Raw genomic sequence first — 22,731 nt, 5'->3', positions numbered from 1 at the left:
CGTCTACCGGCCCCGGTACACCAGCCGGCCCGCCGCGATCGTCGCCACGCAGCTCGCCGCGCCGGCCGCCAGGAGCGCGGCCTCGTCCGGCACGTCGAAGGCGGCGAGGTCGGCGCGGGCGCCCACCGCCAGCGGGGCGGCCGTCGCCTCCGCGACCGTGCCCGCCCCGGCCAGCGGGTCGAGCCGGGGGTCCGGGCCGGAGCCCGTACGGACCGCGCCGACGACCGTGAAGCCCGAGCGGCGGGCGGCCGTGAGCAGGGCGGGCGGTGCGTCGGGGGCGGCCGCGAGCGCGGTCGTGCCGTGCCGGAGCATGCGGTGCAGGCCGCGGCGCACGCTGCCGGCCCGCCAGGTGTCCTCGGGGCCCAGCGCGTCGAGCGCGGCGCCTGTCAGGGGCTCGGTGCCCAGGGTGTCCGCCTCGCGCGGGTCCGGGAAGTACCAGCGCTCCAGCAGCCGGACCGCGTCCGGCTGGAGGAGGCCGGGGGTCAGGACGCCGGGCCAGCGCCGGACGCGGGCGCCGGGGTGGGCGGCGGCGAGTTCCCCGTACGGTCCGAACGCGGCGACCGCCCCGTCCCGTACGGCGACGGCGCCCCCGGCCACGGGCGCGAGGCCGCCGCCCGGCAGCAGCAGGGCGGCGGCATGAATCGTCAGCACGGTCCTACTTCGCGCCGAGGAGCTTCAGCTCGGGGTGGGCGGTGCCGCCCTCGATCGCCACGGACGAGATGTGCGAGACGACGCGCTCGTCGACCGGGTCGTTCGCCGGGTCGTCGTGCACGACGAGGTGCTCGTACGTGGTGGCGCGCTGGGCCGGGACGCGGTCCGCCTTGCGGATCAGGTCGATGATCTCCAGCCGGTTGGAGCGGTGCTTGGCGCCGGCCGAGGAGACGACGTTCTCCTCCAGCATGATCGAGCCCAGGTCGTCCGCGCCGTAGTGCAGCGACAGCTGGCCGACCTCCTTGCCGGTGGTGAGCCAGGAGCCCTGGATGTGGGCGACGTTGTCCAGGAAGAGCCGGGCGATGGCGATCATCCGCAGGTACTCGAAGAGCGTGGCCTGCGTGCGGCCCTTCAGCTTGTTGTTCTCCGGCTGGTACGTGTACGGGATGAACGCCCGGAAGCCGCCGGTGCGGTCCTGCACGTCCCGGATCATGCGCAGGTGCTCGATGCGCTCGGCGTTCGTCTCGCCGGTGCCCATCAGCATGGTGGACGTGGACTCCACGCCGAGGCCGTGCGCGATCTCCATGATCTCCAGCCAGCGCTCGCCGGACTCCTTGAGCGGCGCGATGGCGGTGCGCGGCCTGGCGGGCAGCAGCTCGGCGCCGGCGCCCGCGAAGGAGTCGAGACCGGCGGCGTGGATGCGGCTGATCGCCTCCTCGGCGGAGACCTTGGAGATACGGGCCATGTGCTCGATCTCGGAGGCGCCCAGCGAGTGGATCACCAGCTGCGGGAACGCCTTCTTGATCGCCGAGAAGTGCTCCTCGTAGTACTCCACGCCGTAGTCCGGGTGGTGTCCGCCCTGGAACATGATCTGCGTGCCGCCCAGTTCGACCGTCTCCGCGCAGCGGCGCAGGATGTCGTCCAGGTCGCGGGACCAGCCCTTGGCGGTGTCCTTCGGGGCGGCGTAGAACGCGCAGAACTTGCACGCCGTGACGCACACGTTGGTGTAGTTGATGTTGCGCTCGATGATGTACGTCGCGATGTGCTCCGTACCGGCGTAGCGGCGGCGGCGTACGGCGTCGGCCGCGGCGCCCAGGGCGTGCAGCGGCGCCGACCGGTAGAGGTCGAGCGCCTCCTCCGGGGTGATCCGGCCGCCTTCGGCGGCGCGGTCGAGGATGGGCTGAAGGTCAACCTTCTCGGTCACCGGCTGTCACCTTTCGGCGGTTTTCCAACGGATCTACGAACCGGTTCAGCGTACGCCAGCGGGCTCGGCGGTCAGCCGCCGGACCGGGTCAGCGTGCCGTACGGGAGTCCGGCCGCCTTCTCGTCCGAGCGGAACCGGAGCGTCCCGTCATCCTCTCGGGTGAAGTGGAGATCGGCCGGGTTGACGGTGCAGAGGCCGGCCGTGCTCGGGCGGTCGGGGTCGGCGCGCTCGCGCAGCTCCAGTTCGTCGCCGGTGACGGAGGTGAGGGTGGCGACGCTGTAGCAGTTGACCTCGATGCCGAGGGAGAGGCTGGTGGTCAGGTGAAGGACGTCCGTGCCCGTGCGGCCCTTCTCGAACACGGCGGTGAGCGTGCCGTGCGGCTGGCCGGTGGTCTTCTCGGTGAGCGGTCCCTTCCAGGTGCCGACGAACGCCTCGGGTAGTTCGGCGGCCTCGCCGGGGGTCGCCGTGGGGCGCTGGGTGGCCGATCCGGTGGCCGCCGCCGAGGGCTTCGAGGGGGCGGACGGGGTGGGCCGCGACGCGCCCTGGCCGACGTTGGTGGTGTCGCCGCCGCTGCCCGGCACCAGGTCCAGCAGGAACGCGCTGCCCACGGTCACCGCGGCCAGCGCCCCGGCCACCGCCAGGGCCAGCGTGCAGCTCACCCGGCGCCGCCCCGCGCCGTCCCCGCCCGCCGTGGCGCCGAAGGTCAGGCTGCGCCCGCCGGTCCGCTGCCCCGGCAGCCCGTCCGCCCCGGCGGTCGGCGGATGCGGCGGGCCGAAGGCCCCGTACCCACCGGCCGCGGGCCCGCCGGCCCCCGAGCCGCCCGGCCCGTACACGCTCTGCCCGCCGTACCCGCCGGCCGCCCCGGCCGCTCCGGACGGCGGGTCGCCCGCGTCCGGGACCGCCGGACCGCCGGTGAACGCGCCGAAGGACGGGTTGCTGAACGGGACCGGGCCCGACCGGTCCGGGGCCTCCTGCGGTTCCAGGTCCAGCAGGGCCACCGCCGAGCGGCTGACCTGGCGCACCAGCGGGCCCGGCAGCCAGCCCGCGGCCACCGCCGCCGCCGCGCCGCCCGGCAGCAGGCGGCGGGCCAGCTCGGCCGGGGTGGGGCGCCGCGCCGGGTCCTTGGCCAGGCAGGCGGCGATGGTCTCGCGCAGCGGGCCCTCCAGCTCGCCCAGCTCCGGTTCCTCGTGCACCACCTTGTAGAGGAGGACGGCCGACGAGTCGCCGAGGAAGGGCGCGGAGCCGGTCGCCGCGTACGCCAGGACCGCGCCCAGCGAGAAGATGTCCGCCGCGCCGGAGAGATCGGTGCCCCGGATCTGCTCCGGCGCCATGTAGCCGGGCGAGCCGACGGAGACCCCGGTGGAGGTGAGCGAGGCGGTGGCGTCGATGGCCCGCGCGATGCCGAAGTCGATGAGGCGGGGGCCGTCGAGGGCGAGCAGGACGTTGGACGGCTTCACGTCCCGGTGGATCAGGCCCCGCTCGTGCACGGCGGCCAGCGCCTCGCCGAGTCCGGCGCCCAGCACCCGTACCGCGTGTTCGGGCAGCGGGCCGTGCTCGGTGACGGCCGCGGAGAGCGGCGGGCCGGCCACGTAGCCGGTGGCGACCCAGGGGACGGGGGCGTCCGGGTCGGCGTCCAGTACGGGCGCGGTCCACTGGGCGCCGATCCGCCGGGCGGCCTCCACCTCGCGCCGGAACCGGGCGCGGAACTGCTCGTCGAGCGCGAAGTGGGGGTGGACGACCTTGACGGCGACGGTGCGCCCGCCGGCGCTGCGCCCGAGGTACACACGGCCCATGCCGCCGGCGCCGAGTCTGCCGAGCAGCCGGTAGGCGCCGATGCTCAGCGGTTCCCCGGCTTCCAGCGGCTGCATATTAAGGACTCCCCCTGTGAACCGGCCTGACCTCCGACCGAAGCCTAGTTCGTGTCCGGAAGTCTCGTCCGGCCACGGGAGAAACCATCCGCCGATTTCGCCCCCAAGGGAACGAACGACGTCATTCACCGCGATAAAAGGCGTGAATGCGCCGGTCGTCCGCCGGTGGATTGCGGGAGGCGCCGCAGCCGATTGCGGGAGCCATCGGGAGTACACACCCGATGGCTCCCGCAATCGGCCATTCACCGCGTGTTCAGTTGAATCGAAAATGGCTTTCCCCGGCGGCGGGATGTTCTCATCCGCCGAGCAGCCGCACCTTCACGTCCGCCGGGTAGCCCCCCGCCTCGCCGGTGCGGCGCGCGAACTCGGCGACGCCCTTGAGCTGGTCCGGACCGAAGCGGAAGTCGAGGGTCGTGAAGTAGCGCTCCAGGACCTCCGCGTCGAAGGCCTCCCAGCGCGCCGCCTGCTCGGCGACCTTGGTGACCTCCTCCAGGGACAGGTCGCGGGAGGCGAGGAACGCCTCGTGGACCTGCTGGACCGCGGTGGGCTCGGCCGCCAGGTAGTCCCTGCGCGCGGCCCAGACGGCGAAGACGAACGGGAGGCCCGTCCACTCCTTCCACATCGCGCCCAGGTCGTGGACCTGGAGCCCGAGCCGGGGGGCGTCGTGCAGGTTGGCGCGCAGCGCGGCGTCGCCGATGAGGACGGCCGCGTCCGCCTCCTGCATCATCACGCCCAGGTCGGGCGGGCAGGTGTAGTAGTCGGGGCGCACGCCGTACCGCTCGGCGAGCAGCAGGCGCGCGAGGCGTACGGAGGTGCGGGAGGTCGAGCCCAGGGCGACCCGTGCCCGGTCCAGGTCCTCCAGGGGCCGCTGCGAGACGATCACGCAGGACATGACGGGGCCGTCGCAGCCGACCGCGATGTCGGGGAAGGCGACCAGGTCGTCGGCGTTGCGCAGGAACTCGACGAGCGTGACGGGGGCGATGTCCAGCTCGCCCCTCACCAGTTGCTCGCTGAGCTTCTCGGGGGTGTCCTTCGACAGCTCCAGGTCGAGCAGGGTTCCGGTCCGTGCCAGCCCCCAGTAGAGGGGAAGGCAGTTGAGGAACTGGATGTGGCCGACGCGCGGGCGGGGGCGACGGTCGTCGACCGCGGCGTTTGAAACGGTTGAATTGTCCACATCGCGAGGCTAGACCCGTCACCGCCGCACCGCCCCACCGGGGGCGTACGGCACACGGGAAGGGCCTCTCGGATGAGCCATCCGGATGGCTCATGCGCGCGGCTATCAAACATCCGGGTGAGGTGATCTTTCCCTCTACCCTTCCGCACACGCTGCGTGCTAGGCTCGACATCAAGTTGCAGTTTGGTTTCCCTTGCAGTACAGAGCCTGCGGAGCATGTGACCCCGCAGGCTTTTGTAGTTTTCAGACTTCATTGCAGGTTCTGGAGCAGGGCAACCCTTTGGCCCAAGGAGGGCTTATGGCTACCGGAACCGTCAAGTGGTTCAACGCTGAAAAGGGCTTCGGCTTCATCGCCCAGGACGGCGGCGGCCCGGATGTCTTCGTCCACTACTCCGCGATCAACGCGTCCGGGTTCCGCTCCCTCGAGGAGAACCAGGTCGTGAACTTCGACGTCACCCAGGGTCCCAAGGGTCCCCAGGCGGAGAACGTCACCCCGGCCTGAGTTGCCCAGGGTCGGCCGATCGCGGCCGTGAGAGCAGTACCCAAGGAGCCCCGCTCCCCCGCACCGGCGGAGGGCGGGGCTCCTGCCTTGCCCGGTCCCGTCCCGGCCGCCCCTTGACCTTCACACCGTGTGAACCCGTGCAGTGGAGGACGTCATGTTCACCATCGGAGACTTCGCCCGGTACGGGCGCGTTTCGGCCCGCATGCTGCGTCATTACGACGAGATCGGGCTGCTGCGCCCGGACCGTACCGACCCCTCGACCGGCTACCGCTACTACGGCGCCGCCCAGCTCGCCCGGCTCAACCGGATCATCGCGCTCAAGGACCTCGGCTTCACGCTCCAGCAGGTGCGGTCGGTCCTGGACGACGAGATCGGTCCGGAGGAGCTGCGCGGGATGCTGCGGCTGCGCCGTACGGAGCTGGAGGCGGCGATGGCCGCGGCGGCCGCCCGGCTGGCCCAGGTCGAGGCGAGGCTCCGGTCGATCGAGAGCGAGGGACACATGTCCACGGACGACGTCGTGATCAAGAAGGTTCCGGCGGTACGGGTCGCGGAGCTGACCGGGGTGGCCGGGAGCTACGAGCCGCAGGACATCGGGCCGGTCATCGGCCCGCTGTACGACCGGCTCTTCCCGCTCCTCGGGGAGGCCGGGCTCTGCCCCTCCGGCCCCGGCATCGCCCACTACGAGGACGCGGCGGACGGCGGCGGCGGGGTCGTCGTGCACGCCGGGGTGACGGTCTCCGCCCCGGTGGGGCCGGTCGGCGACACCGGGGTCACGGTGGTGGAGCTGCCCGCGTTCGAGGCGGCGACGATCGTGCACCGCGGCTCCATGGACGCCGTGCTGCCGACGACCCAGACCCTGGCCCGCTGGATCGACGCCAACGGCTACCGGTCCGCCGGGTACGCCCGCGAGATCAGTCTGGAGTGCCCGGAGGACCTGGACGCCTGGGTGACCGAGCTCCAGGAGCCGGTGGTCCGCTCGGCGGTCTGAGAGCGGGGGCGTCCGCCGCGCGTCGGCGGACGCCCCTCCCGTACGCCCCGCTCGCCCCAACTGCCCCGTTCCACAATCGTTGTCGAGGGCTTGTGCAGAGGCCCGCCCGTTGCTGACGGGCCGACCCTTCACAAGGCAGACTGTTGACGGCGATATCAACGGTATGGAGCAATCCGGACGGCCTGTGACCGATCCGGACACACCGCCCCGTGCCGTGCCGTGCGCAGGGGACAGGAGGCAGCAATGGGCCATGACGACGGGCCACGGGTACGCGTTCCGCAGCAGCGAACCCCGGAGCGGCGCCCGGAGGACGAGGGCGTGCTGCACTTCTCCGTACTCGGTCCCGTACGGGTGCGGCGCGGCGGTGAGCCGCTGGCATCCGGATCGCCGCAGCAGCGCGCGCTGCTGACGGCGCTGCTGCTGCGCGGCGGCCACACCGCGACGGCCGGTGAGCTGATCGACGGCATCTGGGGCGACGAGCCGCCCTCGCAGGCGCTGGCCGCCGTACGCACCTACGCCTCGCGGCTGCGCAAGGTCCTCGGGCCCGACACCCTCGTCAGCGACTCCGGCGGCTACGCGATGCGCAATGCGCCGGACGCGCTGGACCTGACCGTCGCTCAGGAGCTGGCCGCCGGGGCGGAGAAGGCGCGGGCGTCCGGTGACCGGGACGCGGCGCGGGCCCTGCTGAACAAGGCGCTCGGGCTGTGGGACGGCGAGGCGCTGGCCTCCGTGCCCGGCCCCTACGCGGAGTACCAGCGCACGCGGCTGGAGGAGTGGCGGCTCCAGCTCACCGAGACCCGGCTCGACCTCGACCTGGAGGCCGGCTGCCACGCCGAGTCCGTCTCCGAACTGACCGCGCTCACCGCGGCGCACCCGCTGCGCGAACGGCTGCGGGAGCTGCTGATGGTCGCCCTGTACCGCAGCGGCCGGCAGGCGGAGGCGCTCGCCGTGTACGCGGACACCCGGCGGCTGCTCGCCGAGGAACTGGGCGTGGACCCGCGCCAGGAGCTGGCCCAGCTCCAGCAGCGCATCCTGCGCGCCGACGAGGAGCTGGCCCGCCCGGCCGACAACCCGGCCCCGGCGGCGGCCCCGGTCCGCCCGGCCCAGCTGCCCGCGACCGTCCCGGACTTCACCGGCCGGGCCGCGTTCGTCCGCGAGCTGGGCGACCGGCTGGCCACGGCGGAGGGGTCCGTGATGGCGGTCTCCGCGCTGGCCGGCATCGGCGGCGTCGGCAAGACGACCCTCGCCGTCCACGTCGCCCACCAGGCCCGCAAGCACTTCCCGGACGGGCAGCTGTACGTCGACCTCCAGGGCGCCGGGGCGCGGGCCGCCGAACCGGAGACGGTCCTCGGCTCGTTCCTGCGGGCGCTCGGCACCCCGGACTCGGCGATCCCGGACACCCCGGCCGAGCGCGCCGCGCTCTACCGGTCCACGCTCGACGGGCGCCGGGTGCTGGTCCTGCTGGACAACGCCCATGACGCGGCCCAGATACGCCCGTTGCTCCCCGGTACGGCGGGCTGCGCGGCGCTGGTCACCAGCCGGGTGCGGATGGTGGACCTGGCGGGTGCCCATCTGGTGGACCTGGACGTGATGTCGCCGGACGAGGCGCTTCAGCTGTTCACCCGGATCGTCGGCGAGGAGCGGATCAACTCGGAGCGGGAGGCGGCGCTCGACGTCGTCGCCGCGTGCGGGTTCCTGCCGCTGGCCATCCGGATCGCCGCCTCCCGGCTGGCCTCCCGCCGCACCTGGACGGTCTCCGTGCTGGCCGCCAAGCTGGCGGACGAGCGGCGCCGGCTGGACGAGCTCCAGGCCGGCGACCTCGCGGTGAAGGCCACCTTCGAACTGGGCTACGGCCAGCTGGAACCGGCCCAGGCCCGCGCCTTCCGGCTGCTCGGCCTCGCGGACGGCCCGGACATCTCGCTGGCCGCCGCGGCCGCCCTCCTGGACCTGGACCCGCACACGGCGGAGGACCTGCTGGAGGCGCTGGTCGACACGTCCCTGGTCGAGTCCGCCGCTCCGGGCCGCTACCGCTACCACGACCTGGTCCGCCTCTACGCCCGCTCCTGCGCGGAACGCGACGAACAGCGCCCGAACGAACGCGAGGAGGCGCTGTCGCGCCTCCTGGACTTCTACCTGGCCACAGCAGCAGGCGTCTACGCCCTGGAACGCCCCGGGGAGCGGGTCCTCGACCACTTCGAACCCACCCGTCGCCCCGGCCTCGCGTTCACGACCCCCACGGAAGCGCTGGACTGGCTCTTCAGCGAATCCAACGGGGTTCTCGCATGTGCCCAGCAGTCCGCGGCGAAGGATACGGTCGGCAAGGCCGCCGATCTTCTGATGGCCGCCGTCGATCTGGGCGAATCGGGCGCGCACTCTCGTCAGTTCACTCAGGCCGCGACAGCGGTGTCGGAAGCGGCACGGGCGGCCGGTGCCGTCAGAGCCGAGGCCCGGGCGCGCACGATGCTGACGCATGTGCACAGCATCTCGGGCCGTTTCGCCGATGCCAAGAGCGATGCCCGGCGGGCCCTGGAACTGGGCCTGGCCGCCGACGACCCGGTCTCGTCGAGCCAGGCGCCGAACCAGCTCGGCATCATCGCCCTGTACGAGAACCGGCACACCGACGCGGAGGCACACTTCACCCAGGCTCTGGACGCCTTCCGGGCGGACGGCAACAAGTCGGGCGAGGCGTCCGCGCTGTGCAACATGTCCAGGGTGCACCTGGCCACGGACCGCAAGACGAGCGCGGTGAGCCTGGCCCAGCAGGGCATCGCCCTCTACGAGTCGGACGGCAGGGAGCAGGCTCTCCGGCTGGCCAACGGGAAGTACGCGCTCGGCCTGGCGTTCACCGGGGCGGGACAGACCTCCGAGGCACGCCACGTGCTCACCGAGGCGCTGACCGTGTTCCGCGACAGCCGGCAGCGCTTCTGGCAGGGCATGACCTTGTTCCGGCTGTCGGAGGTGGACCTGGCCGACGATCAGCACGCGCAGGCCGCCGCACTGGCCGAACAGGCGCTCGCCGTACTGCACGGCATCGGCGGGGAGTGGCGGCGCGCCAACATCCTCACCGTGCTGGGTCTCAGCCTGATGCCGCTCGGTCAGACCGATCGCGCGCAGGCGTGCTGGCGTGAGGCGCTGACGGTCTTCGAAGAACTCGGCTCGACCGAGGCCGACGATGTGCGTGTCCTGCTGGAGTCGACAGCGGTGTTCTGATCCCTCGCGACTCGTTCATCATTCGTTTATCGCGCCGGGCCACTCTCTCCTCATCGATCCGTCGCGTCGGGGGGCAGGCGGATCGGCGGGTGGCCTCACCATTAGGGTGGACGGCCCCGGTGTGCCCGTCCGGCGATCCACGGGGGAACCGCCGGACGGGCGGACCATCCACTGCATCCACGCTTCAGCTTTCAGGAGTTGACCTCTATGGCCGACAACAACGGCATTCTCAAGCCGACCGACGCCCACGCCTCCGGCGAGGAGCTGACGACGCAGGACGCGCACGCCTCCAGCGAGCCCCTCAAGCCGACCGACGCCCACGCCTCGGGCGAGGAGATAGCCGCGCTGGACGCACACGCCTCGTTGCCGAAGCCCAACTAGTCCAACCTGTACGGGGGAACGGCCGCGGCGGCGCGGAGGGGGAGCCGTCGCGGCCGTTGTGTGTTCCGGGTCAGTAGCTGAGTTCCGCCGTGACCTTGCACTTCTTCACGCGGGCCACCGTGCGCGGGCTGTCCATGCGTACCGATACCGTCTTCGTCTCGCCGCCGTCCGCCTCCACCGTCGCCTCACCCGTGTCGACCAGGTTGCCCATGGCGTCCAGGAAGGACACGTCGACCTCGTAGGTGTGCGTCCCGGCGGTCACCGCCGTCAGCCGGACCGTGGAGGCCGTGTACGCCTTGCGCTTGCCCTTCGCCGGCTGCGCGCAGCGGAACACGTACACCTTCGGCGCGTCCGTCGCGGTGGGCGTGGGGTCGGCGTACGTGGAGCCCGAGGAGCCGTAGTCGGTGTCCGAGTCCGTGTCGTGGTACGTGCCGTTGCTCTTCTTGGAGTTGGAGCATCCGCCGCCGCCCCCGCTGTGGCTCGACCTGCTCTTGCTCTTGCCCTTTCCTCCGTGGCTGCCGCTGGAGAAGCCGGTCAGCGCGAGTACCACCGCGACCAGGACCACCGTCAGCTTCACGTGCTGCCGTCTCATCGAACCCCCGTTTGTCCGCTTCTCTGCCGTTTCGGTGCGAAGCCGGCCCTGCGGCCGGGCGACACGGCACCGTAACGCACAGCATGGCGCGCGGCTCCGGCAGCCCGGTCATGGCCCTGTCACGGTCTCGTCTCCGTCTGGTGGCGGCCGTCACACGCGCGGCGTAGCGTCGGAGCGAGAGCGCCGATACGCACCCGGAGGTCCCGGAGGTACGGAAATGATCCGCAACGTCCTCGGTGCGGTCCTCGCTCTCGCCGGAGCGGCGGCCGCCGTGCTGAGCCCCTTCCGTGACTGGTACGACGGCCGCCTCGGGCGGCACTACCGGCTGGGCGACCTCTTCACCGGGACGGGTGTGACGGGTACGCCCCCCGGCGGGCTCGTCGGGTCGCTGTGGCTGCCGTTGCTGTGCGCGGCGGTGGTGGCCGTGGCCGGGGTGGTCCTGCGCTCGCGCTCGCTCGTCGCCCTGGCGGGGGTCGTGGTGCTGGGGTTCACCGTGCTGTGGATGGTCCGCGTCTTCCAGACCACCGACAGCCTGGTCGTCGCGGGCGACGGTTCCGGGCTCGGGCCGGGCGTCGCGCTCGCCGGATGTGGCGGCGTGCTGCTCCTGGCGGGGTCGGTGGTGATGGCGGGGCGCCCCGGCCGCCGGCGGCGGACCTACGACGCACCGGGATCGGGCACGCCGGACACCTGGCCGCCCACGCGGGAGCCGGGCCCCTCGGTGCAGACGAGCCCGTGGCCGGAGCCGGAGGGCGACGACACGTACACCGGTCCTCGGCCGGGCGCCCCGCGCCGGCCCGACGACGACGGGGCCGGGCCGCCCGGCGCGTGAGGCGCGCGGCCCGCGAGTACGGGCTACGCGTGGGCCCGCGCGCCCGTCCCCGTGCCCTTCCGCGCGTCCAGCGCGTACACGCAGCGGTCCTTGCTGCACGCGTACACGACGCCGTTGCGCGCCACGGGCGTGCCCGTGATCTCGCCGCCCGTGGCCAGCTTCCAGCGGAGCTGGCCGCCCGTCGCGTCGAGGGTGTACAGCACGTGGTCCGCCGACCCGAAGTGCACGCGGCCGTCCGCGACGACCGGGGCGCCGACGACCTCGCCGCCCGCGGCGAACCGCCACTTCGGGGTGCCGGTGACGGCGTCCAGGGTGTACAGCGCGCTGCCGCTGCCGACATGGACGTTGCCCGCGGCGACGAGGACCGGCTCGGCGGACTGCCGGGCCTCCGTGGCGATACGCCAGCGGTCCTTGCCGGTCGCGGCGTCGAGCGCGTACACCGTGCCGAGGTAGTCCGCGAGGTAGACCCCGCCGCCGGTGACGGCCGGGCCGGGGGCGAAGGCGGGCGGCGAGAGGAAGACCGCCGGGCACTCGAAGTGCCAGCGGACGTGCCCGGAGACGATGTCCACGGCGAGGACCCGGGTCCCGGCGGCGACGTACACATAGCCGTCCGGCGCCGGGGTCACCCGGACCGGGACGCCCCCGCAGGAGGCCGCGTCGCCGATGGGGTACGTCCAGCGCTCGGCGCCGGTGCGGGCGTCGAGGGCCTTGAGCCGGGCGTCCTGCCAGACATACACCGTGCCCTCGTGGATGACGGGCCCGCCCTCGGGCGTCTCGAAGTCCGTCTGCGCGCCCGTGAGGTCCCACAGCTTCTCGCCGGTCGCCGCCTCCCACGCCTGGACCCCGCCGCCGCGCGTTGCGGTGAGGACCGTGCCCCGGTCGGCCTTGAGCGCGTACACCCAGGCGTCGGCGGCGGTCCGCCAGCGCTCGGCGCCCGTGGCGGCGTCCAGGGCGTAGAGCGAGGGGCCGTCCGAGGCGTGGATGCGGCCGCCCTCGACGGCCATCGCCCAGGCGACGTCACGGGTCTTGAACTGGCGCCGCCCGTTGCCGGTGTCGAGCGCGTGGACCTCGAAGGACGTGACGTAGAGCAGGTCGCCGACGACGACGGGCGTGCCCCACACGTCGTTGGACATGCGGAACCGCCAGGGCCGCCAGCGCGCGGGCCCGGACGGCCCGGAGTCGGGGGCCGGGGCCGGGGCGGGCACGGGGGCGGCCGGCGCGATGTGCGAGCCCTCGCTCGCCCCGGCGGGCGGGCGCACCCAGCCGGTCGCGGGCCCGGCACCGGCGGCGACCGCCGACGCGCGGACGTCCTGGGCGCGGGGTCCCGGCCCGATCGGCACCTGGACGCCGGTCAGCCGCACCGGTCCCCCGGCGTCGGGCACGGGGGCGGGCGGGGCCGGCGGACGGGTGGGCGCGGAGCTGTGCCAGGGGCCGTCCCAGTCGGCGCCGGGCGCCCGGTGGGGGGCGGTCGGGCCGGGGTCGGCGGGGCGTACGGGGGCGGGGTCGGCCGGGCGCGGCGGCGCGGGCGGCGGGACGGTGCGGCCGCCGCCCCGGCGCTGTTCGATCAGCGCGGTCGCGGCGGCCGGCAGCCAGGCGGACGCCGTACCGCCGTCGTCGCCCCCGCCGGAGGCGAAGAGGTGCGGGGCGAGCTGGGCTTGGAGGTCGGCCGGGGTGGGCCGCAGCGAGGCGTCCATCTGCATGCAGGACTCGATCAGCGGCCGCAGCTCCTCCGGCAGGCCGGTGAGGTCGGGGCCCTCGCGCAGCAGCATGAACACCGTCTCGACCGGGTTGGCGCCCCGGTACGGCGCGTGGCCGGTCGCGGCGAACACCAGCGTCGAGCCGAGCGAGAAGATGTCGCTGGACCCGGTCACGCTCCGCGAGTCCCGCGCCTGCTCGGGCGACATGTACGCGGGCGTGCCGACGGCCACGTTGGTCATGGTGAGCCGGGTGTTGGAGACGCCGGACGCGATGCCGAAGTCGATGACCCGTGGCCCGTCCTCGACGACGAGCACGTTGGACGGCTTCATGTCGCGGTGGACGAGCTGCGCCCCGTGGATGGACTGGAGGGCCTCGGCGATGCCGGCCGCCAGCCAGCGCACCGCCTGGGCGGGCATCGGCCCGCACTCGTTCACGATCTCTTCGAGCGAGGGGGCGGGCACGTACGCGGTGGCGAGCCAGGGCACGGCGGCGCGCGGATCGGCGTCCACGACGGCGGCGGTGTAGAAGCCGCTCACGGCGCGGGCCGCCTCCACCTCACGGGTGAAGCGCACCCGGAACAGCTGGTCCTCCGCCAGCTCCGTACGCACGGTCTTGATCGCCACCCGCCGGCCCGAGGCCGAGCGGGCCAGATAGACCAGCCCCATGCCGCCGGCCCCGAGTCGTCCCAGCACCTCGAAGGGGCCGATCCGCCTCGGGTCGTGCTGCGTCAGCTGCTCCACTACTTGCCACCTCCCCGTACGGGCCTCCGGGCACGGAGGTCCGCGAAAATCCCGCCGCGTGCAGCGTCTCATCACCGAGCGCCCCCCGGCGGTGCGCACCCCGATTGTTCCTGGCCGGGCCCCCGGTTGCGAACTCGGGGGCGGATCGGGGTGTCCCGTACCACTCTCCCCGTATCAGGACACAGGTTCCTGAAGTACGGCGAATTCGGCACCCTGGTCGTCCTGGAGGACGGCCATCCGCCCGTACGGGATGTCGAGCGGCGGTTCGGTGACCCGGCCGCCCAGGCGCTGGACGGTGCGGGCGGTCTCGTCGCAGTCCGTGACGTTGAAGTAGCTCAGGAAGTGGCTGGGCAGCTCGGCCGGGAACGCGTCCGTGATGACGCTGCGCCCGCCGACCGCCGTCTCGGGTCCGGGTTCGGTGCCGGGCGGGGACCAGGTACGGAAGTCCACGCGGTGCTCGTCGGTGTCGGGGACGTCCAGGGGCGAGTCGTCCACGTCGGCGCCCCGGAAGCCGAAGACCTCCTCGTAGAAGGGGTCGACGCGGTCCTTGTTCCGGGTGTGGACCTCGGTCCAGCAGAAGGAGCCGGGTTCGTTCCGCTTCTGGAAGCCCGCGCGCTCCCCGGCCTGCCAGAGGCCGAAGACCGCGCCGCCCGGATCGGCCGCCTGGGCGAGGACCCCGTGGCGGCCGGCCGGGACGGGTTCGGTGATCACCTGGCCGCCGGCCGCGCGGATACGGGCGACCGACGCCTCGATGTCGTCGGTGGCGAAGTAGACGCCCCAGGCGGTGGGCATCCGGCCGTCCTTCTTGGCGGCCAGCGCGGCGACGAGCCTTCCGTCGCTGAGGGCGTCGGCGCGCCGGCCCTCGGCGGGCCGGAAGGTCCAGCCGAACAGCTCGCCGTAGAAGCGCTTGCCCGCCTCCAGGTCGGGGAGCTGCGCATCCACCCAGCACGGTGCGGAGTGTGCGAACGCGGCCATGGGCCCGAATCCTTCCGTCGTCCCCCGCTCCACCCAACGTAACGGCGCGGCGCACGGCGCGCGCTCCGGGCGCCACCCCGGCCGGACAAACGCGCGCCAGCCGGGCAAACGCGCGTTCGAAAGTTATCCACCGAAGTTATCCACAGGCTGTTCATAACACTCGTCACACCGCGTTCGCGGGGTGGTGGAACGGGGGCCGGAACAGGGGCGGAATGCGAGAGAAGAGCGAGCGGAAAATGCGCCGCGCACACGGCGCGAAATGGCCCCCGAGCGGGCCGCATTCCCCATTTGCTCTCGCCAAATCGCGCTCCGTTCACCCGTCGGTAAGCTGACGGCATGACAGGACAAGTACGCACCGTCGACGGCCGCGTGGCCGGTCGGCGCGGCCAGGCGACGCGGCAGAAGCTGCTCGACTGCCTCAGCGAGATGCTCAGCTCCTCGCCGTACCGGGACGTCAAAGTCATCGACGTCGCCCGTAAGGCGGGGACTTCACCGGCTACCTTCTACCAGTATTTCCCGGACGTCGAGGGCGCTGTCCTCGAAATCGCCGAAGAGATGGCGAAGGAGGGCTCCGGGCTGACGGAACTTGTCGCCGGGCGTTCCTGGGTCGGCAAGTCGGGCTGGCAGACCGCCGAACAATTCGTCGAGGGATTCCTCGACTTCTGGCGGCGGAACGACGCGATTCTGCGCGTGGTCGATCTCGGCGCGGCCGAGGGCAACAAGCGGTTCAACAAGATCCGCATGAAGATCCTCAACTCCGTCACCGGTTCCCTCACGGAGTCCGTGAAGGAACTCCAGGCGAAGGGCAAGGTCGACAAGGACGTCAGCGCCGCCGCGCTGGCCGGTTCGCTGGTCGTCATGCTGACCGGCGTCGCCTCGCACCAGAAGGGGTTCACCGCCTGGGGCGTCAAGCAGGCCGAACTCAAGCCGAACCTGGCCCTGTTGGTGCACCTCGGCATCACCGGCAGAAAGCCGACGAAGTAGCGAACCCCTTCGGGCCACGCGCGGCGCCCCCGCGCCCCAGGTCCTGTCCCCCGGTGCCCTACTCCATCCTGATCGCCCCCACCGGGCAGGCGCGGGCCGCCTCCGCGACCATCGGGCCCGGTTCCGCGTCGGGGAGGAGTTCGCTCAGGCCGTCGTCGTCCTGGGTGAACACCTTCGGCGCGGCCAGCGCGCACTGCCCGGCGCCGATGCACACGTCCTTGTCGATGGCGATCTTCATCGTCCTCCCCTCCTCACCAGGTCACCGGCAGTTCCAGCAACCCCTGCACCGTGTCCCCCGGTTTGATCCGGACCTCCTGCGGTTCCACCGCGAGCCGCAGCCCCGGCAGGCGGCGGAAGAGGGCCGGCAGCGCGATCTCCAGTTCGGCGCGGGCCAGGTTCTGGCCCAGGCACTGGTGGATGCCGAACCCGAACGCCACGTGGTTGCGGCCGCCGCGCCCGAGGTCCAGCGCGTCCGGCTCCGGGAAGACGGACGCGTCCCGGTTGATCACCGAGGTGGACAGCAGCACGCCCTCCCCCGCCCGGATCGTCTCCCCGCCGATCTCGATGTCCTCGACGGCCAGCCGCGAGATCCCGTCCGCGATGGACAGGAAGCGCAGCAGCTCCTCCACGGCGGCCGGGACCGCGTCGGCGTCCCCCGCCGTGAACCGGGCCAGCTGGTCCGGGTGGCTCAGCAGCGTGTACGTGCCCAGCGCGATCATGTTCGCGGTGGTCTCGTGGCCGGCGATGAGCAGGATCTCGGCCAGCCGGACCAGCTCCTCGCCGTCCATCGTCCCGGCCTCCAGCTGCCCGGCGATCAGCTCGTCCAGCAGCCCGCCGCCGGGCCCGCCCGGCCCGCCCGGCTCCGGCTTCCGCCGCCGCTTGACGTCGATCAGCTCGCGGAAGTACGCGTCCAGGTCCTCCCGTGCCGCTACCACGTCGGCCGGTCCGGGGCCCCGGAGCAGCCTGCGCGAGCGGTCCTCGAAGAAGTCGTGGTCCTCGTACGGCACCCCGAGCAGCTCGCAGATGACCATGGACGGCACCGGCAGGGCGAAGCCGCCGACCAGCTCGGCGGGCGGCCCCTGCGCGACCATCGCGTCCAGCAGCCCGTCCACGATCTGCTCGATGCGCGGGCGCAGGGCCGCCGTCCGGCGGACGGTGAAGCTCGGGATGAGCTTGCGGCGCTGCGCGTTGTGCTCCGGGTCGTCCAGGCCGAGCAGTTCGACGCGCCGCTGCCTGACCGCGGCCAGCCGGGGCGCGAAGAGCGGGAACGCGGGGTGTGCGCGGTCGGACGAGAGCCGGGGGTCGGCCAGCAGGGCGCGCGCCTCGGCGTGCCCGGTCACCAGCCAGACCGTACGGCCGTCGTAGAGCCGGACCCGGAACACGGGGCCCCGGTCCCGGCCGGCCCTGGGGTATCCGGCGGGCGGCTCGTAGGGACAGGTGCGGTTCTGCGGGAAGGGAATCGTCTCGGACTGGATCTGTGTCATGCGGACCTCACAGCGAGGGGGGTGGTCCTGCCGATCACCCTCACTAGATGCCCCAGGCACCTATCGGGGCCAGACGCTCTTCGGCCAGATCTCCCCACCCATCCGGTTTCCGTCGTTTTCGGCCGGTGAGGCGCACCATGGAAGACGGGCGGGACAGACCGGACAGACCGGGGGCGGCGAGGACTGGAGGGTGCCCGATGAGCCGTACGCGTAGCCGGTACGCCACCGACCGGGGACTGACCACCCGCATGGTGACCACCATGTTTCTGATCGGGCTGCTGTACGTGGTCCTGGTCGGGGTGCTGCTGGCCGTGCTGCGGGGGTCCTGGCCGCTGATCCTGGTTCTGGTCGGCGGGATGTTCGTCGCCCAGTTCTGGTTCAGCGACCGGATCGCGGCGTTCAGCATGGGCGCGCGGGAGGTATCCCCCGCCGAGGCGCCCGAACTGCACGGCGCGATCGACCGGATCTGCGCTCTTGCCGATATGCCGAAACCGCGTGTGGCGGTCGCGGAGAGCGATGTGCCGAACGCGTTCGCGACCGGCCGGAGCGAGAGGTCCTCGCTCGTGTGCGCGACCACGGGGCTGCTGCGCAGACTGGAGCCGGAGGAGCTGGAGGGGGTCCTCGCGCACGAGATGTCGCATGTCGCGCACCGGGATGTGGCGGTGATGACGATCGCCTCGTTCCTGGGCGTCCTCGCCGGGATCATCACCCGCGTCGCGCTGTGGGGCGGCTTCGCCCGGAGCAACCGGAGCAACGACCCCTCCGGCATCATCCTCATGCTGATCCCGCTGGTCAGCGCGGTCGTCTACGCGCTGAGCTTTCTGCTGACCCGGCTGCTGTCGCGCTACCGCGAGCTGTCCGCGGACCGGACCGCCGCCCTGCTGACGGGCCGCCCCTCCGCCCTCGCGTCCGCGCTGACGAAGGTGAGCGGCCAGATGGCCCGGATTCCGACGGAGGACCTGCGGAAGGCGGAGCCGTACAACGCGTTCTACTTCGTTCCGGCGTTCGCGTCGAAGGAGAGCATCGGCCGGCTGCTCTCCACGCATCCGACGCTGGAACAGCGTCTGGACCAGCTGGCCCGCATCTCGGCCGACCTGTCCCGCCCGTGAGGGCGCCCGTCAGTGCGGGCGCCGCCCGTCCCCGTCGCAAGGAGTCCCCGTGGGTCTGCTCGACACGATCCTGGGCCGCAGCAAGCCGGTCCGCCCGGATCTGGACCAGCTCTTCGCCGTACCGTCCGCCGCGCTGACCCTGCGGGCCGCGACGGGCTTCGCCCCGACCGGCCGGGGCTCGGTGTGCTTCGCGGGCGTGGAGGGCTCCGCCTTCGCCCGCATCCAGCAGGACGTACGCGAACTCCTCGACGCGGATACGGGGCGCGGGGGCATCCCGGTGGAGTTCAGCCAGGACTCGTACGGCTACACCTGGCTGCTGGCCCGCCAACCGGCCGAGGACAGCGCCGCCCTGGTCAACGACCTCCACGCCGTCAACACGCTCCTCCAGGAAGCCGGCTTCGGCCCGCAGCTGCTCTGCTCCCTGGTCGCCTTCAAGGACCCGGCCGGCCGCGCCCTGGCCCTGGTCTACCTCTACAAACGCGGCACGTTCTACCCCTTCGCCCCGGTGCCGGGCGCCGCCGAGAAGCGCGACAACCAGCTGGAACTCCAGGTCCGCGCCACGCTGGGCGACGACCTCCGCGTCGAGCAGGACCTGTCCCGCTGGTTCCCGGTGTGGGGGGCGCCGGGGCTGTGAGGGGCGTACGGGGCTGCCGGGGGCGGTGCACGGGCGCGGGTTCGTTCAGGGCTTCGGGTAGAACTGGTGGGCCCAGTGGCGGAACAGGCCGATGGCCCGGTCGTTCGGGGCGAGCCGGGGGTACGGCTCGTAGCGTTTGGTGTTCCAGATCGTCAGGTCCTGGTGGACCTTGCCGACGGCGGTGCGCAGCATCGCGCGGGCGAAGGCCCGGTGCAGGCCGCGCCGCGGGAGCGACGCGGCGTCGGCGGCCCGCCCGTGGAGGTCCGCGCAGGCCGTCGCGACCAGCATGCGCGTGCGCCGGGGCCCGGTCGGGGTGTGCATCGCCCAGAGGTAGCTGGTGAGTCCGAGCGCGGGCACGGGCAGTTCGACGCAGAGGTATCCCAGCCCGGCCAGGAGGAAGGTGTGGTCGGCCCGGACCCGGTGCGCGAGGACGGCCGGCCTGGTCGGCCCGAGGCGCAGCCGCATGCGCAGCAGGGGGCCCTGGGGCGTGGGCGGGTCGAGCTGCCGCACGGAGACGTGGTGCAGGACCGGGAGGTGCTGGAAGTCGAGGGTGTTCTCGATGATCTCCTGGGGGTAGGTGCGCACTTCCGTGCTCCAGGCGGCCGTCGGGGCGATTCCGGGCCGCGCGATGCCGGGGATCTCCCAGGTGGGCGCGGCGCCGCCGGGCGCGTACCAGACGAAGAGGAAGCCGTCGCGCTCGCTGATGGTGTGGTGGCTCAGACGGGCGCGCGGGGGCAGGCCGTCCGGCGTGCCGACGCAGGTGCCGTCCGGGCCGAAGGCGAAGCCGTGGAAGGGGCATACGAGGTTCCGGCCCTCGACCGTGCCGCCGGCGCCCAGGTGGGCGCCGAGGTGGGGGCAGTAGGGACGTACGGCGTGGGCGCGGCCGTCACGGGTGCGGTAGAGGACGACGTCCTCGTCCATGAAACGGCGGGTCGCGACTTTGCCGGGCGACAGCTCCCGTGAACGCGCCAGGCAGAACCAGCCGCTGGGGTACGGCAGTCGCCGTCCGGGCTCGTCGACGGCGGCCTGGAGTCTCCCGGATTCGGGCAGTCCGCCCCTCTTCGCCATGGTCGGCATCCAAGCAGAGAAGGCCGCCCCGGTATTCCGATAACCCAGCAATACCACTCCTTCGAGCCATCTGTCGTCGTATCCACGTGCGAGACCGCGAACCTCCCTAGGCTCGGCAATCCGGGCAAGCGGGCGGGAGCGGTTCGGCTGTGGCGCCGGGGTGCTCGCGACGCAGACAGGAGGCGCGTACTGGTGGCCGACGACAGCATCGGACAGCACTACGAAGCGGAAGTCGTCGTCATCGGGGCCGGGATCTCCGGCCTGGCCGCCGTGATCGCGCTGCGCGAGGCCGGCTTCGACGACGTCGTCGTACTGGAGAAGTCCGCCCGCCTCGGCGGGACCTGGCGCGACAACACCTACCCCGGCTGCGGCTGCGACGTACCGGCGATGCTGTACGAGTACACCTTCGCGCCGCACACCTGGAGCCGGGGCTTCGCGGGCCGGCCGGAGATCCTCGACTACCTCGACAACACCGCGACGGCGCACGGCGTGCACGACGCGATCCGCTACGACACGGAGGTGCTGGAGGCCCGCTGGGAGCCGGCGGCGCACCGCTGGCGGCTGCGGACCACGTCCGGCACCTGCGCCGCCCGCGCGGTGATCGTCGCCACCGGCCCCTGGCACCGGCCCCGCATCCCCGACATCCCCGGCCTCGACACCTTCCCCGGCGCCGCCTTCCACTCCGCCCGCTGGGACCACGGGGTCGACCTGGCCGGGCAGCGCGTGGCGGTGGTGGGCACCGGGGCGTCCACCGTCCAGTTCCTGCCCGAGATCCAGCCGAGGGCGGCCCGTGTCGACGTCTTCCAGAGCACGCCGCAGTGGGTCCTCCCCAAGCCCGACTACCCGCTCCCGCCGGGCCTCCACCGGTACTTCGCCCGCCACCCGGCGGCCCGCCGCGCACTGCGCGGCCTGCACCATCTGACCCAGGAGAGCATCGGATTCCCGCTGCGCCACCCGAGCCTGCTGCGGCCCCTGGAGACCCTGGCCCGGCTCCATCTGCGCACCTCCGTCCGGGACCGCGCCCTGCGCCGCGCCCTGACGCCCGACTACCGTCTGGGCGGGCGCCGCCTGATCACCTCCAGCACGTACTACGCCGCCCTGACCCGGCCCAACGTACGGCTGCGCCCCACTCGCGTGACGGCCGTGGACGGCTCCGACGTCATCGGCGCCGACGGCAGCCGCACCCGTGCCGACGTCCTCGTCCTCGCGACCGGGTTCCACATCGGCGACATCCCGCTGGCCCCCCATCTGCACGGCACCGAGGGCACGTTGGCCGAGAGCTGGGCCGGCAGCCGCCGCGCCTACCTGGGCACCAGCGTCAGCGGATACCCCAACCTCTTCCTGCTCATCGGCCCGAACCTGCTCACCGGCACCACGGCCGTCCCCACCGTCCTCGAAGCCCAGCTCCGCTACGTCACCGACGCCCTCAGCCGGCTGCGCGCGGGCGGGGCGTCCGCCACCCTGGACGTCAGGCCGGGGGCCGAGGCGGCCTACCAGCGGGCTCTGCACGAGGCGCTGTCCGGCACGGTCTACAACGCCGGCGGCGGCACCGGCTACTACTTCGGCCTCCCCGGCGTCAACACGTTCTGCTGGCCCTGGTCGACGGCCCGGCTCGTCAAGCGCCTGCACGCCTTCGACCCGGACGACTACACCTGGCAACTCTCCCTGCCCGCCCAGGCCGACGCCGCCCACGACGCCCTGCCGGCCCAGCCCTCGGACCGGCTCCGGTAGGGCCTCGCTGCGGTCAGGGGCGTTCGAACCACTGGAGTACGCCGGTCGCGGCGAAGCACAGGGCTCCGGCCAGGGTGCCGGTGTTGGAGACGGCCATGCTGACCGGGGCGCTCTCGCCGGGGCTGACCAGGTCCGCCAGGGCGGCGATCATGAACAGCACCGAGCCGGCCATGTTGACGGCGACGATCCACCAGCCGAGGTCGTGCGGTCGGACGCCCGTGGCGGCGTGGCAGACCTCGGCGAGGGCGAGCTGGCCCGAGATCAGGAAGAGCACGCAGCCGATCACGTCCGGCGCCCACACGAGTCGGGCCGCCTGCTGGGTGCTGAGGCCGTGCAGGAACGAGTCCAGCAGGTTCAGGCCGAAGACCAGCGTGCCGGCGAAGAGCAGGAACGTACTGAGCCAGTCGATGCGCATCGGCTCGTAGCTCCACCACCGCCACGCGCCGGTCCTGAGCCGGTTGCCCTCGGTCCGCCGGGGTGCGTTGACGGCCTGGAGGAGTGAGGCGTAGCCCCCGGCGTTGAAGAAGAGGCCACCGGCGAAGTACGTGCTCGACACGGAGTTCGCGGGTGCCCCGTCGATCGCGAGCGCGGCCCCGGCGGCGAAGAGCAGTCCGCCGAGTGTGAACGCCACCGCCGCGACGGAGTTGAGCGCCCGCGTCCGGGCCAGCCCCGGAGCGTCGGCCCGCTGGACCACCGCTCGGGTGCCGCCCGCCGCCCGTACGGTCAGCGCGCCGCGCCTGCGGACCGTACGGGAGTCCCACACGGCCTCGCTGCCATCGGCCCCGCGCAGTGTGAGCCGTGTGGTGAACGGCCCCACGCCTTCGGCCCGGCCTTCGCCGCCCCGGCCGGCCGGTTCCTCGTCACGACGCATCCGCGTGAGTGTAGGGCGCCGTCCCGTCCGGACCCGGT

Annotated in this window: 20 protein-coding genes; 9 read left to right on the top strand and 11 right to left on the bottom strand. The window is 72.9% G+C overall.

The window, feature by feature from the left end:
- Positions 1 to 3 precede the first annotated feature (3 nt).
- The 4 genes from OG710_RS17505 to OG710_RS17490 all read right to left on the bottom strand — a co-directional run bounded on the left by OG710_RS17505 (position 4) and on the right by OG710_RS17490 (position 4,897).
- Positions 4 to 651 (bottom strand): imidazolonepropionase-like domain-containing protein, encoded by a 648-nt coding sequence (locus tag OG710_RS17505; protein ID WP_330240180.1) that lies wholly within the window; start codon positions 649 to 651, stop codon positions 4 to 6.
- 4 nt (positions 652 to 655) lie between these two features.
- Positions 656 to 1,855 carry a cyclic dehypoxanthinyl futalosine synthase gene (gene mqnC, locus OG710_RS17500; RefSeq protein WP_111337153.1) on the bottom strand — a complete coding sequence of 400 codons (1,200 nt, stop codon included), beginning with the start codon at positions 1,853 to 1,855 and terminating at the stop codon, positions 656 to 658.
- Between the two features lie 71 nt (positions 1,856 to 1,926).
- Positions 1,927 to 3,723 (bottom strand): serine/threonine-protein kinase, encoded by a 1,797-nt coding sequence (locus OG710_RS17495; RefSeq protein ID WP_330240179.1) that lies wholly within the window; start codon positions 3,721 to 3,723, stop codon positions 1,927 to 1,929.
- A gap of 295 nt (positions 3,724 to 4,018) precedes the next feature.
- A complete protein-coding gene (locus OG710_RS17490) occupies positions 4,019 to 4,897 on the bottom strand; it encodes a menaquinone biosynthetic enzyme MqnA/MqnD family protein (protein ID WP_330240178.1) in 879 nt (292 codons plus the stop codon).
- Between the two features lie 298 nt (positions 4,898 to 5,195).
- On the opposite strand from OG710_RS17490, the gene OG710_RS17485 reads away from it, so the two are divergent.
- From OG710_RS17485 to OG710_RS17470, 4 genes are all read left to right on the top strand, one after another.
- On the top strand, positions 5,196 to 5,399 hold the full coding sequence (locus OG710_RS17485; protein WP_003967102.1) for a cold-shock protein: 204 nt from the start codon (positions 5,196 to 5,198) through the stop codon (positions 5,397 to 5,399).
- Positions 5,400 to 5,553: 154 nt separating this feature from the next.
- Positions 5,554 to 6,387: a MerR family transcriptional regulator gene (locus OG710_RS17480; RefSeq protein WP_330240177.1), complete on the top strand. Its 834-nt coding sequence runs from the start codon at positions 5,554 to 5,556 to the stop codon at positions 6,385 to 6,387.
- A gap of 243 nt (positions 6,388 to 6,630) precedes the next feature.
- A complete protein-coding gene (locus OG710_RS17475; protein ID WP_330240176.1) occupies positions 6,631 to 9,597 on the top strand; it encodes an AfsR/SARP family transcriptional regulator in 2,967 nt (988 codons plus the stop codon).
- 207 nt (positions 9,598 to 9,804) lie between these two features.
- Positions 9,805 to 9,978 (top strand): hypothetical protein, encoded by a 174-nt coding sequence (locus OG710_RS17470; RefSeq protein WP_330240175.1) that lies wholly within the window; start codon positions 9,805 to 9,807, stop codon positions 9,976 to 9,978.
- 70 nt (positions 9,979 to 10,048) lie between these two features.
- Here OG710_RS17470 and OG710_RS17465 read toward each other — a convergent pair whose 3' ends face one another.
- On the bottom strand, positions 10,049 to 10,570 hold the full coding sequence (locus OG710_RS17465) for a hypothetical protein (RefSeq protein WP_330240174.1): 522 nt from the start codon (positions 10,568 to 10,570) through the stop codon (positions 10,049 to 10,051).
- A 217-nt stretch (positions 10,571 to 10,787) separates the two neighbouring features.
- Here OG710_RS17465 and OG710_RS17460 point away from each other — a divergent pair, with 217 nt between their 5' ends.
- Positions 10,788 to 11,399 carry a hypothetical protein gene (locus OG710_RS17460; RefSeq protein ID WP_330240173.1) on the top strand — a complete coding sequence of 204 codons (612 nt, stop codon included), beginning with the start codon at positions 10,788 to 10,790 and terminating at the stop codon, positions 11,397 to 11,399.
- Between the two features lie 23 nt (positions 11,400 to 11,422).
- On the opposite strand, the gene OG710_RS17455 is transcribed toward OG710_RS17460, so the two are convergent.
- Positions 11,423 to 13,837 carry an outer membrane protein assembly factor BamB family protein gene (locus OG710_RS17455; protein ID WP_330240172.1) on the bottom strand — a complete coding sequence of 805 codons (2,415 nt, stop codon included), beginning with the start codon at positions 13,835 to 13,837 and terminating at the stop codon, positions 11,423 to 11,425.
- Between the two features lie 174 nt (positions 13,838 to 14,011).
- Entirely contained in the window at positions 14,012 to 14,812 is an 801-nt protein-coding gene (locus OG710_RS17450; RefSeq protein WP_330240171.1) for a VOC family protein, read from the bottom strand.
- Positions 14,813 to 15,148: 336 nt separating this feature from the next.
- On the opposite strand from OG710_RS17450, the gene OG710_RS17445 reads away from it, so the two are divergent.
- A complete protein-coding gene (locus OG710_RS17445; protein ID WP_330240170.1) occupies positions 15,149 to 15,796 on the top strand; it encodes a TetR family transcriptional regulator in 648 nt (215 codons plus the stop codon).
- Positions 15,797 to 15,854: 58 nt separating this feature from the next.
- Here the strand turns inward: OG710_RS17445 and OG710_RS17440 are convergent, their stop codons facing one another.
- Together OG710_RS17440 and OG710_RS17435 are read right to left on the bottom strand one after the other, a co-directional pair.
- On the bottom strand, positions 15,855 to 16,034 hold the full coding sequence (locus tag OG710_RS17440; protein ID WP_330240169.1) for a ferredoxin: 180 nt from the start codon (positions 16,032 to 16,034) through the stop codon (positions 15,855 to 15,857).
- Between the two features lie 13 nt (positions 16,035 to 16,047).
- Entirely contained in the window at positions 16,048 to 17,280 is a 1,233-nt protein-coding gene (locus OG710_RS17435) for a cytochrome P450 (protein ID WP_330240168.1), read from the bottom strand.
- A 197-nt stretch (positions 17,281 to 17,477) separates the two neighbouring features.
- Here OG710_RS17435 and htpX point away from each other — a divergent pair, with 197 nt between their 5' ends.
- Together htpX and pspAB are read left to right on the top strand one after the other, a co-directional pair.
- A complete protein-coding gene (gene htpX, locus OG710_RS17430) occupies positions 17,478 to 18,389 on the top strand; it encodes a zinc metalloprotease HtpX (protein ID WP_330240167.1) in 912 nt (303 codons plus the stop codon).
- A gap of 49 nt (positions 18,390 to 18,438) precedes the next feature.
- Positions 18,439 to 19,023: a PspA-associated protein PspAB gene (gene pspAB / locus OG710_RS17425; protein WP_330240166.1), complete on the top strand. Its 585-nt coding sequence runs from the start codon at positions 18,439 to 18,441 to the stop codon at positions 19,021 to 19,023.
- Between the two features lie 45 nt (positions 19,024 to 19,068).
- On the opposite strand, the gene OG710_RS17420 is transcribed toward pspAB, so the two are convergent.
- Positions 19,069 to 20,091 carry a Rieske 2Fe-2S domain-containing protein gene (locus OG710_RS17420; RefSeq protein ID WP_330240165.1) on the bottom strand — a complete coding sequence of 341 codons (1,023 nt, stop codon included), beginning with the start codon at positions 20,089 to 20,091 and terminating at the stop codon, positions 19,069 to 19,071.
- Positions 20,092 to 20,283: 192 nt separating this feature from the next.
- Here OG710_RS17420 and OG710_RS17415 point away from each other — a divergent pair, with 192 nt between their 5' ends.
- Positions 20,284 to 21,822: a flavin-containing monooxygenase gene (locus tag OG710_RS17415; RefSeq protein ID WP_330240164.1), complete on the top strand. Its 1,539-nt coding sequence runs from the start codon at positions 20,284 to 20,286 to the stop codon at positions 21,820 to 21,822.
- 13 nt (positions 21,823 to 21,835) lie between these two features.
- Here the strand turns inward: OG710_RS17415 and OG710_RS17410 are convergent, their stop codons facing one another.
- Positions 21,836 to 22,693 (bottom strand): hypothetical protein, encoded by an 858-nt coding sequence (locus tag OG710_RS17410; RefSeq protein ID WP_330240163.1) that lies wholly within the window; start codon positions 22,691 to 22,693, stop codon positions 21,836 to 21,838.
- Positions 22,694 to 22,731 lie beyond the last annotated feature (38 nt).

The sequence above is a fragment of the Streptomyces sp. NBC_00525 genome (genome assembly GCF_036346595.1).
Lineage (GTDB): Bacteria > Actinomycetota > Actinomycetes > Streptomycetales > Streptomycetaceae > Streptomyces.
Note: the sequence above shows the minus strand (reverse complement) of the source record. Positions and strands in the feature narration are given on the sequence as shown.